This window comes from Bradyrhizobium sp. PRIMUS42, from assembly GCF_023006515.1.
GTDB lineage: Bacteria > Pseudomonadota > Alphaproteobacteria > Rhizobiales > Xanthobacteraceae > Bradyrhizobium.
On sequence record NZ_JALBGZ010000073.1, the window covers coordinates 1 to 14,787 of the forward strand.

The 14,787-nt window shown below is 63.4% G+C and carries 9 protein-coding genes and 4 pseudogenes; 9 read left to right on the forward strand and 4 right to left on the reverse strand.

The window, feature by feature from the left end:
* Positions 1–67: 67 nt before the first annotated feature.
* The 3 genes and pseudogenes from MOV75_RS42645 to MOV75_RS09250 form a co-directional block, all read right to left on the reverse strand.
* Positions 68–220, reverse strand: a pseudogene (locus tag MOV75_RS42645) (efflux transporter periplasmic adaptor subunit); the annotation flags it as partial.
* A 321-nt stretch (positions 221–541) separates the two neighbouring features.
* Complete coding sequence (locus tag MOV75_RS09245) at positions 542–3,154, reverse strand: autotransporter outer membrane beta-barrel domain-containing protein (RefSeq protein ID WP_246923482.1); 2,613 nt, start codon at positions 3,152–3,154, stop codon at positions 542–544.
* A 293-nt stretch (positions 3,155–3,447) separates the two neighbouring features.
* Positions 3,448–4,473, reverse strand: a complete 1,026-nt coding sequence (locus MOV75_RS09250) for a cyclopropane-fatty-acyl-phospholipid synthase family protein (RefSeq protein WP_246923487.1) — start codon at positions 4,471–4,473, stop codon at positions 3,448–3,450.
* A 167-nt stretch (positions 4,474–4,640) separates the two neighbouring features.
* Between MOV75_RS09250 and MOV75_RS09255 the strand changes: the two are divergent.
* From MOV75_RS09255 to MOV75_RS09295, 9 genes and pseudogenes are all read left to right on the forward strand, one after another.
* Positions 4,641–5,657, forward strand: a pseudogene (locus MOV75_RS09255) (flagellar motor protein MotA).
* A 153-nt stretch (positions 5,658–5,810) separates the two neighbouring features.
* Positions 5,811–6,839, forward strand: coding sequence for a peptidoglycan -binding protein (locus tag MOV75_RS09260; RefSeq protein WP_246923495.1), 1,029 nt, complete (start codon positions 5,811–5,813; stop codon positions 6,837–6,839).
* Positions 6,839–7,285: a GNAT family N-acetyltransferase gene (locus tag MOV75_RS09265; protein ID WP_246923499.1), complete on the forward strand. Its 447-nt coding sequence runs from the start codon at positions 6,839–6,841 to the stop codon at positions 7,283–7,285. The genes MOV75_RS09260 and MOV75_RS09265 overlap by 1 nt, the downstream gene beginning before the upstream one ends.
* A gap of 94 nt (positions 7,286–7,379) precedes the next feature.
* Positions 7,380–7,604, forward strand: coding sequence for a hypothetical protein (locus MOV75_RS09270; RefSeq protein WP_246923503.1), 225 nt, complete (start codon positions 7,380–7,382; stop codon positions 7,602–7,604).
* A 280-nt stretch (positions 7,605–7,884) separates the two neighbouring features.
* Entirely contained in the window at positions 7,885–8,271 is a 387-nt protein-coding gene (locus MOV75_RS09275) for a hypothetical protein (protein WP_246923508.1), read from the forward strand.
* A 51-nt stretch (positions 8,272–8,322) separates the two neighbouring features.
* Positions 8,323–10,059 carry an efflux RND transporter periplasmic adaptor subunit gene (locus MOV75_RS09280; RefSeq protein ID WP_246923511.1) on the forward strand — a complete coding sequence of 579 codons (1,737 nt, stop codon included), beginning with the start codon at positions 8,323–8,325 and terminating at the stop codon, positions 10,057–10,059.
* A gap of 9 nt (positions 10,060–10,068) precedes the next feature.
* Entirely contained in the window at positions 10,069–13,188 is a 3,120-nt protein-coding gene (locus MOV75_RS09285; protein WP_246923515.1) for an efflux RND transporter permease subunit, read from the forward strand.
* A gap of 29 nt (positions 13,189–13,217) precedes the next feature.
* Positions 13,218–13,604, forward strand: a complete 387-nt coding sequence (locus MOV75_RS09290; protein ID WP_246923519.1) for a hypothetical protein — start codon at positions 13,218–13,220, stop codon at positions 13,602–13,604.
* A 22-nt stretch (positions 13,605–13,626) separates the two neighbouring features.
* Positions 13,627–14,255: pseudogene (locus tag MOV75_RS09295) on the forward strand (DMT family transporter).
* A 233-nt stretch (positions 14,256–14,488) separates the two neighbouring features.
* Here MOV75_RS09295 and MOV75_RS09300 read toward each other — a convergent pair.
* Positions 14,489–14,787: pseudogene (locus tag MOV75_RS09300) on the reverse strand (ABC transporter); the annotation flags it as partial.

Sequence of the window (14,787 nt, forward strand, 5' to 3'; positions counted from 1 at the left end):
CAATGCGAGATGAGCGATTTGCAGATCCGGAATTTGCGCCCCGGGGAGATCTCTCTCGCCATCGACTGGGCTGCGGCTTGACGATCACGATGCTGACGTCAGGGTGGGCCGGCGGAGCGGCGGACACGGCGGAGCTGGATTCGTCACAGCCCGCGAGCAGCGGCGCCAGGGCCGCGAGCATCATTGCAACGCATGCCGATCGCGCACGAAGTCCTGACATGAAGTGGGGTGCCCCGATATTGTTGAAACTGATCATGCTCCGCGCGAGGCCCGTTCTGGGCCGTTTTGCACGCGGCTGACGCCGCCAAAATAGAATGCATCTGCTGCGATGCAACGCATGACGCGGGCGGCTCATTGTCACACAGCGTATGACATTGAGTTCAGACGGCTTTTGCCGTGTCACTTGATCGTGAATCGGGGTTCCATCGCTGCGTGCTGCGACGGAACAGCGCAACGAGGCCGTTAATCAACTTGAACCATCTGCGGCCCCACCGTCGTGCTTGGTTCCATCGTGGCAAACGTTCCGCTGCAAGCGCATGCGTCACCAGGTCAAGCGGAAGCCCCCGGTGCCCTTGTAGTTGCGGTTGTCGGAGCCGTTGTTGAGACTCGCATTGTAGGAGACCTCGCCGAAGATTGCGTAGCGTCCGTTAGCCCAGCTGTAGGTGCCGCCGCCGCCGATGCTGCCCCACAGCCGATCTTGCGCATTGGCGAAGCTGGTGCCCGCGACATCGACGGTGGTGCCGTTGAGGAACTCGTATCTCAGATTGGCGATCCCGTAGACATCGGACCGCACGATACCCGTGCCGTCGTTCCAGGTCCTCTGATGGTTGAGCGCAAGACCGGCGCGGCCGAGCAGGCTGTCACCATCACGCAACGATACGGGCGCGCCGAACCGATCGGCAAAGCCGTCGAAAACGACCTTCGAATAGGCAAGCTGCGCCTGCGGCGTCAGCGACCAGCCGTTGCCGAAGCCGATCCGCTTGCCGGTTTCAGCACTGAAGGCATGGCCGAACCCTTCATTGCCGTGCGTCAGGCTGCCGGCCAACACGGAGGACAGATCGCTGCGGTAGAACATCGACTGCGCCTGACCGTCGACATAGAAGCCGTTGTCGCCATACCACGTCACCGTGCTACCCACACCCGTTCCCTCGACGCGGATACGACCATTGCCGAAGAACGAAGCAACATTGGCGGTGGTCAGGCCATATTGCGCCGTGAGACCGACAAGCAGCCGACCCCGCTCGTTCTCCAGCACAAGGCCATCGAGTCCCGTCTGCACTTTCAAGTGGTCGGCTTTGTACGTGGACCCCGTGGTGTTGGAGGGTTGCAAGTCGGAATGCCCGCCTTCGATGCGACCCCAGAACGCCGTGGGCGCTGGCGAAGCAGCCCCAGATACCGGCGCGACACCGGCGCGCGCCATTGCATCGCTGCCGCCCCAATAGCGGTTGCCGACGCGCTGCTGCAGCGTCGGCAATTCGTTCAAGCCTAGCAGCACCTGTGCATAGTTCTCGTACAGCGGAACACCCGGCTGATAGAGCGGACCGGGAGGTACCGAAACCGGCGGATTGATCAGGCTCGAGCGTAGATACCAATCGCCGTCGCCGGGAGTGGCGATGCCGTTCTTCTGCAACGTATAGGCATAGGCGCCGCCGACCACCGCCTGCTCGCCGTGAAACACGTAGCTGCCCAAGAGCGAAAAGCTGCCGTTGGACGCGCCGACCACATCGATCACCTTGATGCCTTCGACGGTCTGCGCGCCGGCGCCGCCGACATTGGTGACGCGCAGCGACGACGAGCCGGACGTGCTTCCCTGCACCCGTAACAGATCGGTCTGAGAGCCGTCGCCGCCGAGCCGGCTGTTGAGCTGCACGGTGCCGCCATTGCCGACATAATTTCCGGCCACGGTCAGCGTCGTTCCCGGCGCACCGCCGAGGGTGACGGTGCCGGCATTGTCGAGCGAAGCGAGCGTTTGATTGAAGCCGGCAAGATCGAGCGCGCCGCCGGAGGCCACGTTGAAAGCCGAAGCAGTGCTGAATGCATTCGCGGCTCCGGCGCGCAGAGTGCCGCCGTTCACATTGGTCGCGCCGGTGTAAGCATTCGCACCCGACAGCGTCTGGGTGCCGTCAGTCACGGTCACGCCGCCCGTGCCGCCAATCACCCCGGCGAACGTGTCGTTGGCGTTGGTGATCGTCAGGTTCTTCGCGCCCAGGGTCACGGCGCCGCTGCCAGCGAGGCTCTGAATGCTGGTGCCGGCGGCGGCCAAGCCTGAAATATCAAACGTCCCGTTCGCGACGACGCGGCTCGAGTTACTGATGGCGCCCGCGCCGGTGAGCGCCAGGATGCCCGCCTGGATCACGGTCTGGCCGGTGTATGCGCTGGAGGCCGCCAGGTTCAGCGTGCCGGTGCCGATCTTGGTCAGTCCACCGACACCCGTGAAGGCGGATGTCGCATCGGTGCCAATCGTGAATGCACCGGCGTCGATCGTCAGCCCGCCCCCGAGAATGTTGAGCTTGGTGCCCGAAAATCCGTTGATGAAGGTCGCGTTGCTGGCGTTTGCCCGCAGGATAGCATTGTCGAAGTTGGCCTGGCTCGCGCCGGCTCCACCCCGCAAGGACTGAGTTTCCAGCATGCCACCGCTACTGATGTTGAGGGTGCCGGAAGACGGAGCGCCGCTGCCCAGGACCGTGCCCACCCCCGTAACGACTTGCGCGCCGTTTTGAATGTTGAGCGTGCCGGCGCCGAGAAAGCCGACAAAAAATGTACCGCTGGGGATATTCCATCGCGACCCCGGTCCGGTGACGGTCGCGATTCCCGTACTTCCGGCCGAAATCCCGATCCGGGTTGAGGCAGTGCTAGTTAGCGTGCTGCCGTTCTGGATCGTCAGATTGCCGGCCGTTGCGCCGCTGTTGCCAATGTTCGTAGTCCCCACCGAGACGCTGACGGGGCCGCCGAGGCCGAGGACCGTCTCTCTGATCGGCGGCGCTCCCACGACACCAATGTTGATGGTTTGACCTGGAGTGGGCGGGGCTCCGGTCGTCCAGTTACTCCCCACCATCCAGTCATTGCTGGTCGCGCCGGTCCAGTTGGCCTGGGCCGAGGCCGATCCTGTTGCGGCGGCCGTCAGCGCCGCCGCCGACAGGCTGGCCAGGAGCAAGCGAAATATTCGGGTGCTGAGGGGAAATAGTCTGGTCCGAAGCTGATTCCTGTTGAGCTGGTCTTCATCTTGTCGTCGGATCGTCGCAGCCCGGATGCATTCGCGCATGCACTATTCCAATTGGGTCCACACCGTTCGAGGGTGCAGATTTCTTGTCGTGTGGTTCACGAAGGACGTCTGCGACCCTTAGGTGAGCAGAAACAATCAGACAACAATCGAAACGTGTTTGCTCGAAGAAATACCCGGCCTGTGCCGTCCGCGCAACGAAAGACGCTTAACGAGTTCTTTCAAGGTCAATCCGGTCCGGCGCTTTTCATCCGGTATTGGCTGACGCCCCATTCGGTCCCATCGGCATAGCCGAACAGGCCCGATGTCGCGAGCAGGTACCAGCGCAAACGCCGCATCCACTGGCAGGTCTGTTCGCCAAAGGCCTTGCGCAACGACGCCTCGATGGTGTCGCGATGCGTATCGAAATTGGCGAGCCAGTCGTTCGCGGTGCGCTGATAATGCGTGCCGCTCCAGCACCATTCCTTCTCGACGGTGAAGATGTCGTCGAATTGCCTGACGAGGTGATGGCTCGGCATCAGCCCGCCCGCAAAGACGTGCTGCGCGATCCAGTCGTCGCGATCGAGCCGGTCGTACAGCTGCGAGCCGGAGCGATGGGTGACGATTTGCATGAAGAAGCGGCCCTCCGGCGCGAGCCATGACCGCAGGCGCGTCATCAGCTTGCGCCAGTTCATCATCCGCTCGAACATCTCGACCGAGACGATGCGATCGAATTGGCCGTCGGGCGCGAACACGTTCATGTCCGCGGTGACCACACGCAGGTTCAGCAAGCCGCGCCGCTGCGCCTGCTCCTCGATATGGGCGCGGTGGACCTGCGAGGTCGACACCGCCGTCACCTCAGCGTGCGGAAACTGCCGCGCCATCCACAGCGACAGCGAGCCCCAGCCACAGCCGAGCTCGAGGATGGTCTGGCCGTCGGCGAGACCGGCATGCTCGACGGTCTGTCGCAGCGCCTCCTCCTCCGCCTCCTGCTGGGTGGTCGCATCGGTCTTGTAGAAGCAGCAGGAATATTTGCGGCTGGGGCCGAGCATGTCGGCGAAGAACGAAGCAGGCACCTCGCCAAACCCGGCCGGGGCACCCTCGGCGATCGGCCGCAGCATCATCCGACCGGCGAAGGCGGCATCGGCGGCCGCATCATGCGCGGCGAGGCGGGTTGCGCTGCGGGAGCACAGCCGTTGGATCGCGGCGCGGATCACCACGTCTGGCAGCGGCACGCGTTCGGCAGTCCCGATGATCGCGGAAACGACGCTCATGCGCCCCCCGAATGGCGAACTTCTGCAGATACCTGGCTATCAAAGCGCCGCTTCCGCTCCGGGTTCCCCGAACCACCCCCGAAATCGGCGCATCCGGCGCTTTTTTTGGGCCGGCGCTGTGCCATAGTACGCACGCAAGCAAGCTTTCGTAATGGATGATTCCGGCCATGCCGCCTGGCACTTCCCGCTCCACCATGGATATCGAGTACACTAAACTGTCCTCACCCAGCGTCTTTCTGGTGCGGATGCTGGTCTTCCTGGTGCTGTGCACGCTGGTCAGCGTGGTGCTCTACAAGCAGATCATCCAGGCCTTCTTCGCCAATCCCGGGCTCAATGCCCTGATCGGCGGCGTGCTGTTCATCGGCATCATCCTGGCCTTCCGCCAGGTCATCCGGCTCTACCCTGAGGTGTCCTGGGTCAACAATTTCCGCGTTGCCGATCCCGGCCTGGCGCCGGCGCGGCACCCGAAACTGCTGGCGCCGATGGCGGCGATCCTCGGTGGCGAGCGCTCCGGGCGGATGTCGATCACCCAGACCACCATGCGGCACCTGCTCGATTCGATCGCGACCCGCCTGGATGAAGCCCGCGACATCTCGCGCTACATGACCGGCCTGCTGGTCTTCCTCGGCCTGCTCGGCACCTTCTGGGGCCTGATCGAAACGGTCGGTTCGGTCGGCAAGGTGATCGACGGGCTCAAGGTCGGCGGCGATTCCGGCGCATTGTTCGACACGCTGAAGGAGGGCCTTGCCGCCCCGCTCGGCGGCATGGGCATCTCGTTCTCGAGCTCCCTGTTCGGCCTCGCCGGTTCGCTGATCCTCGGCTTCCTCGATTTGCAATCGAGCCAGGCGCAGAACCGCTTCTACACCGACCTGGAAGACTGGCTCGCCACCACGGTGCGGGAATATGGCAGCGGCGAAGTCGCGGTCGCTTCCGGCGGCGGCGGGGTCGCCAGCGGCTAGCTCCAGGCCGCGGTCGAACGCTTACGCTCCGTGCTCGAGGAAGGCAGCGCCAGCCGCGGCACCACGGCGGCAATGGCAAGTCTTGCCGAAGCCATCCAGGCCCTGGTTTCACACATGCGCACCGAGCAGCAGATGATCCGCGAATGGGCCGACGGCCAGGGCGAGCAGAACCGCGAGATCCGGCGCCTGCTGGAGCGCATCGCCCGCCAACCGGAAAAGAGTTGAGACGGTATCGTGCCCCGGACGCGATGCAGCACGCAGTAATGCATCGCTGAGCCGGGGCCCAGCGTCAGGGAACAATATGAGTCCCGGCTCTGCGTATCAGCGTTGCACGCTGCTAGCTACGTCCGGGACACGAGAGAAGAAGCGGAGAACTAAATGGCTCTAGCGCGCGGCCGCCGCAGCGACGGCGCCTTCAACTACTGGCCCGGTTTCGTCGACGCACTGTCGACGCTGGTGCTGTCGATCGTATTCCTGCTGTCGGTGTTCCTGGTGGTGCAGTTCTTCCTGTCGCAGGAGGTCACCGGCAAGGACAAGGCGCTGGAGCAACTCAATGCCAAGATCGCGCAGCTCAACGAGCTGTTGTCACTGGAAAAGCTCGGCAAGCTCACGCTCGACGACCAGGTCTCGCAACTGAAGGCCGGCCTCGCCTCGGCCGAGACCGAGCGCGACCGCATCAAGGGCCTTTATGACGGCCTGGCCGCCGCCGGCAATGACGCGCAAGGCAAGACCTCCGAGCTCGGCAAGGCGCTGGATTCGGAGAAGGCGGTCTCGGCAAGGGCGCTGGCACAGATCGAGGTGCTGAACCAGCAGATCAGCGCCTTGCGCCGGCAGCTGGCGGCGCTGGAAGAGGCGCTCGATGCCAGCGAGAAGCGCGACAAGGAATCGCAGAACCGGATCGCCGATCTCGGTTCTCGCCTGAACGTCGCATTGGCGCAGCGCGTGCAGGAATTGTCGCGCTACCGCTCGGAGTTCTTCGGCCGGCTGCGCACCATCCTCGGCAACCGGCCCGACATCCGCATCGTCGGCGACCGCTTCGTGTTCCAGTCCGAAGTGTTCTTCGACACCGGCCAGGCGACGCTCCTGCCCGAGGGCCGCGCCGAGCTCGACACATTGGCGACCGCGCTGATCGAGCTCGACAAGAAGATCCCGAACGAGATCCCCTGGGTGCTGCGGGTCGACGGCCACACCGATGTGCGCCCGGTGAGCGGTGCGAACTTCAAGTCGAACTGGGACCTGTCGGCGGCACGCTCGATCTCGGTGGTGCAATATCTGGTCTCGCTCGGCGTGCCCGCCCAGCGCCTTGTCGCGGCCGGCTTCGGCGAATTCCAGCCGCTCGATCCCGGCAACACCGAGGAAGCCTACAAGCGCAATCGCCGCATCGAGCTGAAGCTGACGGAGCGGTAGTGAGCGCCCTCCACCTCCGCCCCTACGCGGCCTCCGACGAAGCCGCCGCGATCGACCTCTGGCATCGCACCTGGCAGCAGGCCTATCCGCAGATCGACTTCGCGGCGCGGCTCGAATGGTGGCGCGAGCGCTGGCTGAAGGACCTGGTACCCAACGCCTCGATCGTCGTCGCCGAGCAGGACGGCGCGCTGACCGGCTTCGTCACCATCGACGGCGACGGCTATCTCGACCAGCTCGTGGTCGATCCGGATCGCTGGGGTTCGGACGCGGCCCGGCTGCTGGTCGACGAAGCGAAACGCCTGTCGCCATCAGGCATCACGCTGCTCGTCAACAAGGACAATTCCCGCGCCATTCGCTTCTACGAGCGCAATGGCTTTGCTCACGCGGGCGACGACGTGAATCCGACCTCGGGCCGGCCGGTGCTGAAGATGGCGTGGCGGGCGTGATTCTAGCGGGCGCGAGGCGGGTCACGTTTGGATCCGGGGACGTGTTCTAGTCGTTGGTGCGAGAGCAACGATGACAAGCGGACGGAGACGATCGATGAAGCTGCGCGATCTCGCCCAGGGTTCCTCGGTCTTTCTTGGCGTCATCATCGCCGGATATGTGTCGACGGCCTATGTCGACCAGCGCTTCGCAGCGCGCGAGACGACGCATGCGTCTGCGCCGTCGAGCGACCCTGCCCCGCCGGCCTGCGTCGGCGAGGACGGCAGCTGGAAGAACTGGCCTTGGCCGAACGTGCCGGCGCTGTCGCCGAAGTGTCCCTAGACTGACGCGCGGTCATCGTCCGTGCTGCAACCCGAATCTGCGAAAACAACCCCATGCACAGTAGCCGGCGATAGCGAAATCAACGGCTTACGCCGCCAGCAGCAGAGCTGCGCTTGATTCGTCGGGCGCAAGGGGAGCATTTTGGTGCGAACGGGGATGACGCTTTGACGTAACGCCCCTAAGCACGGAACGTCGGCTTGAAAGCGCGCCCAGGAACACCTAGATTCTTGTTGTGAAGCGAGGCCTTTTTCAACGTCTTCCTCAACTCGCCAGAGCATCCATGTTCGTGGCGATATTGGCGTTCCTGCTTCAGGTGACCCTGATTTCGATCTCGCAGGCGAAGGCGGCAATTGGTGCATTGCCGGCGCCTTCCGTCACGTTGAGCGGTTCCCTGCATTTCCACGATCAGTTGGCGGGTCACGTGCACTCCCACGGAGGTGACGGCACCGAAGGCCACGTGCATGACGGGTCGGATCACGATGACGACGAGGATGCTCCAAGCTTGGCTTGGAACATTTTCGGCGCTTCGATTGCGTCACCGCAGTTCACGACCCTGCTCAGCCCTTTCCAGGTGCTGATCCCCGTCGAGCTGCCGATTGCGCGAGCCATTGTTGGCGTCAGGCCCGACGAACTTACCCGGCCACCGAGTACCTTCAGCATCGCGTAATCCGGGCGGCCCTTCGGCCGCCGACTTTTCGCATGTCTGAAGGAATTTTCCATGTTGGGGAATCAGCGCTGCCCGCAAGGGCGGCCCGCAAGAGTTGGCCAAACAAAACTTGGCCTCGTCAGTCTTGGTCTGGCCGGCTTTGCTTGGTTGGCAGCCATATTCGTTGGCCTGTCAGGGGCCATTGCCCATGAGGGGCACGATCACGGCGACGCCGAAAAAGCGTCCGTCGTGTCGTCAGCCTACCCAAGGGTTGCGGCGCGATCCGAACTCTACGAGATCGTCGGCATTCTGAAAAAGGGCAAGCTTTCCGTCTTCATAGACGATCCCATCACGAACCAGCCCGTCTCGGACGCAGTCTTGCAGGTCACGATCGGCGATTCCGCCGCGATCGCGGCTACGAAAACCGACGAGGGCGTTTACACTGCCGTTGTTCCGAACGGCACGCCGACGGAACCGGTGGAAGTCATTTTCTCGGTCAACGCCACAAGGGGAAATGACCTGCTGGTGGATTCGCTGGTGCCGACACGTGCCGGCACCGCCCCGCCCCCTGAGCTGCAGCAAGAGCAGGGCTGGCTCTTCTCAAGCCGAACCGCCGGCGTGGCCTCCGCACTTGCCGCTGTGGGGCTCGGCCTTCTGTTTGGCTATTGGAGACGGCGTGGTCTCAGCATGGCCGCGGCCGTTTCAGCGACGATGGCAGGCGCATTTGTCATTCTCGCCGCCATCGCGTTCGGCGAGAGCCGAATCAACGCAAGGCAGGCAAATCCGCCGAATGTCCCCGCCCCAAGCGATGCCCCGCGACGCCTGCAAGACGGCACCGTCTTCGCGGCCAAGCCGACGCAGCGGCTGCTGGATGTGCGGACCGCCGCCACCGAGCCGCAGACTGTTCGTCCCGCCGTCACGCTGATCGGTCGCGTCATCGCCGACCCCAACCGCAGCAGCTTCGTGCAAAGCGTCTATGGGGGACGTGTTGTTCCGAGCGGCGGCGGCATACCCCGGATCGGACAGGCCGTCAGCAAAGGCGACCTGCTCATTCAGATCGAGCCGCATCTGCCGATTGCGGACCGCACTACGATCCTCGAGAAGGTCGGCGAGATCGAACAGTTGACGGCGATCACCGAAAACAAGCTGCGTCGCCTGCGTCCGCTCGCCGAGCGGGGCGCGGTGCCCCAAGGGCAGGTCAACGACCTCGAAAGCGAATTGGAGGGGCTCCGGGCGCGCCGCGAAGCCGTTCGAAATTCCCGCACCGGGTTCGAGGAGTTGCGCGCATCGACCGATGGCGTCATCACCTCGGCCAAAGTCGTGCCGGGCCAGGTCATTCAGCCGCAGGACGTCCTGTTCCAGATCGCCGATCCCAAGAGCCTGTGGGTCGAAGCCTTGGCCTATGACGACTTGGGTTTGAAGGAGCCTGAAGCTGCGACGGCCACCGCACCGAGTGGCCAGCCGATTGCGCTCTCCTTCGTTGGAACGAGCCGGGCACTGAGACAGCATGCATCCGTCGTTCAGTTTGCCATGCCGGAGCCGCCGACAGGCCTCAACATCGGTCAGCCGCTGAGCGTGATGGTCCAGAGCGGCGCAGCGGTTACAGGCTTGATCTTCCCTCGCAATGCGGTGGTTCGCAGCGGCAGCGGCGAGAATATCGTCTGGCTGCACCAGGAGCCCGAACGCTTCGAGCCGCGGCCGGTTCGCGTGCTGCCGGTCGATGCGGCGCGCGTGATCGTGGCGGCCGGTATCAACCAGGGCGAACGCATCGTGGTTCGCGGTACCGACCTCATCAACCAGATCCGGTAGGGACGGCCCATGTTCAAGCTCATCGTGCAGGCAAGCTTGCGCAATCGCCTGTTCGTGCTGGCGGTTGCCGCCGTGCTCGTCGGCTACGGCCTTTTCGTCCTGCCGACCATTTCGGTCGACGTCTTGCCGGACATCAATCGTCCGACCGTCAACATCCTGACCGAGGCGGAGGGGCTGGCGCCCCAGGAAGTCGAACAGCTCGTGACGTTTCCGATCGAGACGTCGATGAACGGCATGCCTGGCGTGATCCGGGTGCGGTCGGTCTCCGGCGTTGGCCTGTCGGTCGTGTATGTGGAATTCGACTGGGGCGTCGACGTCTATCGCGCCCGGCAGTTTGTCTCGGAACGGCTGGCGCTGATCCGTGAGCAATTGCCGTCTTCGGTCAATCCCCAGATGGGCCCTGTGACGTCGATCATGGGCGAGATCATGCTGATTGCCCTGACCAGCGATGGCACGGCTTCGCCCATGGAAGTGCGCGAGATCGCGGACTTCGTCGTCCGGCCGCAGCTCCTCGCCATTCCCGGCGTCGCCCAGGTGATTCCCATCGGCGGCGAGGTCCGCCAGTACCGGGTGACCCCGAACGTTGCGACGATGCAGGCGCTCAGCGTCACCCACGATCAGATCGAGCAGGCCGCAGCAAAGTTCGGCACCAACAGCGGCGGTGGCTTTGTTGACCAGCATGGCCGCGAATATTTGATCCGCAATGTCGGCCTCACCAGACGGATCGAGGACCTCGGCAACACCGTCGTTGCCAGCCGCGACGCGCAGCCGATCCTGCTCAAGCAGGTGGCATCGGTGGATTTCGCAGCGCGCACCAAGCGCGGCGACGCCGGCTATAACGGCAAGCCGGCGGTCATCGTCAGCGTCATGAAGCAGCCCGCGGCCGATACGGTGGCGTTGACGCGCAACATCGAAGCCACGCTGAGGAATCTGCAACGCACCATGCGTTCGGGGATCAATGTCACAAACGTGCAATTCCGTCAGGCCACCTTCATCGAAACCTCGATAAGCAATGTCGAGCGCGTTCTCGCCGAGGCCGCCGTCGTCGTCGCATTGGTCCTGGTCGTCTTCCTGATGAACGGACGCGCCGCGTTCGTTTCGCTGACGGCCATTCCAATATCGATCCTCGCGACGGTCCTTGTGTTCCACGCCTTCGGCCTCACGATCAACACCATGACGCTGGGCGGCCTCGCCATTGCCATCGGCGAGCTGGTCGACGATGCGGTGGTGGACGTTGAGAACATCCTGCGGCGGCTGCGGGAGAACGCCGCGTCGAGCGCGCCGCGTCCTGTTCTGGACGTGATCTCCGGGGCAAGCCAGGAGGTTCGTTCCAGCATCGTCTACGCCACGACGATCATCGTTCTCGTCTTCGTGCCACTGTTCGCACTTCCGGGAATTGAAGGGCGGCTGTTCACGCCGCTCGGAGTGGCTTATGTGGTCTCGATCCTTGCGTCGCTGCTGACGTCGATCACGGTAACGCCGGTGTTGTCCTACTATCTGCTTTCGGGACGAACCCATTCGGGTGATCGCGAAAGTTTTGTCGTCACCAGGCTGAAGCAGGCGAATCGGCGGGCGCTTCGATGGGCTTTCGGACGGCGGGGCCTGGTGCTGGGCTCCGTGGCGGCGGCGGTCGTGGTCGCCGGCTACGCCGCAAGCCAGATGCCCCGCAGTTTCCTTCCGCCATTCAACGAAGGGACGCTCGTGCTTTCGCTGCAATACAACCCGGGCATTTCGCTCGCGGAATCGCAGCGGCTTGGACTGCTGGCGGAGCAATCGCTTGCAAGGGTGCCTGAGGTGAAGTCGGTCGGACGCCGCACCGGTCGCGCGGAACTCGATGAGCACGCCGAAGGCGTGCACTTCAGCGAAATCGATGTGGATCTCGTTCCGTCAAAACGCCAGAAGGCGGACATCTACGCCAGTATCCGGGAAGCCCTGTCCGCGCTGCCGGCGTCGGTTGCGATTGGACAGCCGATCAGTCACCGCCTGGATCATCTGCAGTCGGGTATTCGTGCCCAGATCGTGCTCAAGATCTTCGGGCAGGATATCGAGATGTTGCGGCGCCTTGCTGAAACGTCGCGCCAGCGCCTTTCGACGATCCCGGGGCTCGTCGATCTCCAGGTCGAGAAGCAGGTGCTAATTCCCCAGGTTCGGGTCCAGATCGATCATGCCCGCACCGCACTTCATGGCCTGACGCCGGCTGCGATCACACAGGCACTCGATACGCTGTCCAACGGACGGAAGGTCTCGCAGATCGTCGACGGCAACCGCCGTTTCGACGTCGTGATGCGCCTTTCGGAGCAGGACCGCTCGACCACGGGACTACAAAATCTGCTCATCCCGACAGGCCTGGAATTCGTGCCGCTGAGCGCTTTGGCTGAAGTCATCGAGACCGATGGACCGAACCAGATTCAGCGCGAGGGGACCCAGCGCAGAATAGTCGTCTACGGCAACGGGGACGGACGCCGCGACATCGCCGATATCGCCACCGATATTCAAAAGTCCATTCGGAAGCTCGATTTTCCGCAAGGCTACACCACCAACCTCGAAGGCGCGTTTGAGGCGCAACAGGAGGCGTCCTGGCGCATCGGCATTCTCTCGCTGGGTTCCCTGGCGATGATCTTCACCGTTCTCTACAGCCGCTATCGATCAACCGCGCTGTCGCTGATCATCATGGGCGGCATACCGCTCGCCCTGATCGGCAGTGTGGCTGCCTTGAAGATCGCTGGCCAACCATTGTCGGTGGCCTCGATGGTCGGCTTCATCACTCTAGCCGGCATCTCGGCGCGCAACGGCATCTTGAAGATCTCCCATTACATCAATCTTGCCATTCATGAAGGCGAGCATTTCGGAACCGGGCTGATCGTTCGCGGCAGCATGGAGCGCCTTAGCCCTGTTCTGATGACTGCACTTTGCGCGGGACTGGCGCTCACCCCGCTCTTGATCGGCGCAGACGAGCCGGGCCGGGAAATCCTGCATCCCGTGGCCGTGACGGTCTTTGGTGGTCTGCTCAGCGCCACGATCCTCGATACGGTTGTGACCCCGATCCTATTTCTATTGTTCGGCAAACAGCCGCTAGAGCGGCTGGTCGCCGGACACGCCGCAACGTTCGCCACCGCGGAAGCCTATTGACGTCCGCACAAACACCCGAGGAGCTACCAATGAGAAGATACGTTTTCCCCACCATGCTGGCAGTGATGGCGGCCATGCTGAACCTTGTCATGCCAAGCCTGGCCGCGGCACAGGCGAAAGGCAGCAACGGCGGCCCCGTCGTCAAATCACAGGGACACCCGATCGAGTTTGTCCACAGGAGGACGGATATCGTCTTTTATGTTGGAGACGATGATGGTTCGCCACTTCCGACGAAGGAGATGCGGGGTCGCGCAACCATTCAGGACGGCGGCAAGACCGTCACCGTTCCGCTCACTCCGGCGAGTCCCAACATAATGTCGGGAAAGCTTCAGACGGAGCTGTCGCCAAAGGCTATCGTGGTCTTTTCGGCAAGCTTGCACGGTCATTCCCTGACCGCGAGATACACTGCGGATTGATACCGCGTGAAAGGCGAAGCACATGCAGCGAGATCGATCGTCTGTTCAATTGCCTGGCGTTCCGTTGGCTCTTGGTTCGGCCCTCCTGTTCGGTGCTGCAACGCCCCTCTCGAAACTACTGCTCGCCGGCATCGATCCTCAGATGCTGGCGGGACTGCTCTAGTTCGGTGCGGGTCTTGGCCTTGCTGCGGTCCACGTCGCACGGACCGGGATCGGGCTATCGGTGCCGGAGGCTCCGCCAAGGTGGCACGACGTGCCATGGCTGATAGCCATCGTTGTCTTCGGCGGGATTCTGGGTCCGGCATTGCTGATGCTCGGACTTGGCCGAACGCCGGCATCGTCTGGTTCATTGATGCTGAATGTCGAGAGTCTTGCGACGAGGCGATTGCGTGGTGCGTATTCCGCGAAAACGTCGATCGGCGCCTGTTGTCGGGTGCCTTGCGATCGTCCTCGGCGCGATAGCCCTGTCCTGGGAAGGTCAGGGCCCTTCATTGGATGCGGGCGCGGCGCTGATTGCCGGGGCATGTTCACGACGAGCATCACCGGCATGATCACGCGGGAGCTTCCGATGAACCCCACTGGCACGAGCACAAGCCGTTACGGCATAAACACCCGCATTATCCCGATCTGCACCACCGGCATTCGCATTGAGATCTTCTCTTGGCGACCTGCTGCCTCGCTACCTTTGAATTTGGGCTGAGTCCGGAAATGGCTGCCTTTGGGCCGATCACGCCACTGCTCATTGGCGACAACTGCGTCGTTCCAGGAGCAAACCAGACATCGACACCGTCGCGTCGCGCGACCAGGTTTCGGGTAGACGGCCTAGATCGCTCGCCCGTGCCGTACGGCGATGACACGGCGAACGAGGCACCATTCTGAGCCCCTCACGCCCCGTCGAACTGCAGCCTCGCCAGCCGCGCATACAGCCCGTTCACCGCCACGAGCTCGGCATGGGTGCCCTGCTCGACGATCCTGCCCTGATCCATCACCAGGATGCGGTCGCAGGACAGCACCGTGGCGAGGCGATGCGCGATTACCAGCGTGGTGCGGTGGCGCATCAGCTCTTCCAGCGCGGTCTGCACCAGCGTCTCGCTTTCGGCATCGAGCGCGGAGGTGGCTTCATCGAGCAGCAGCAGCGGCGCATCGCGCAGGACGGCGCGGGCGATTGCGATGCGCTGGCGCT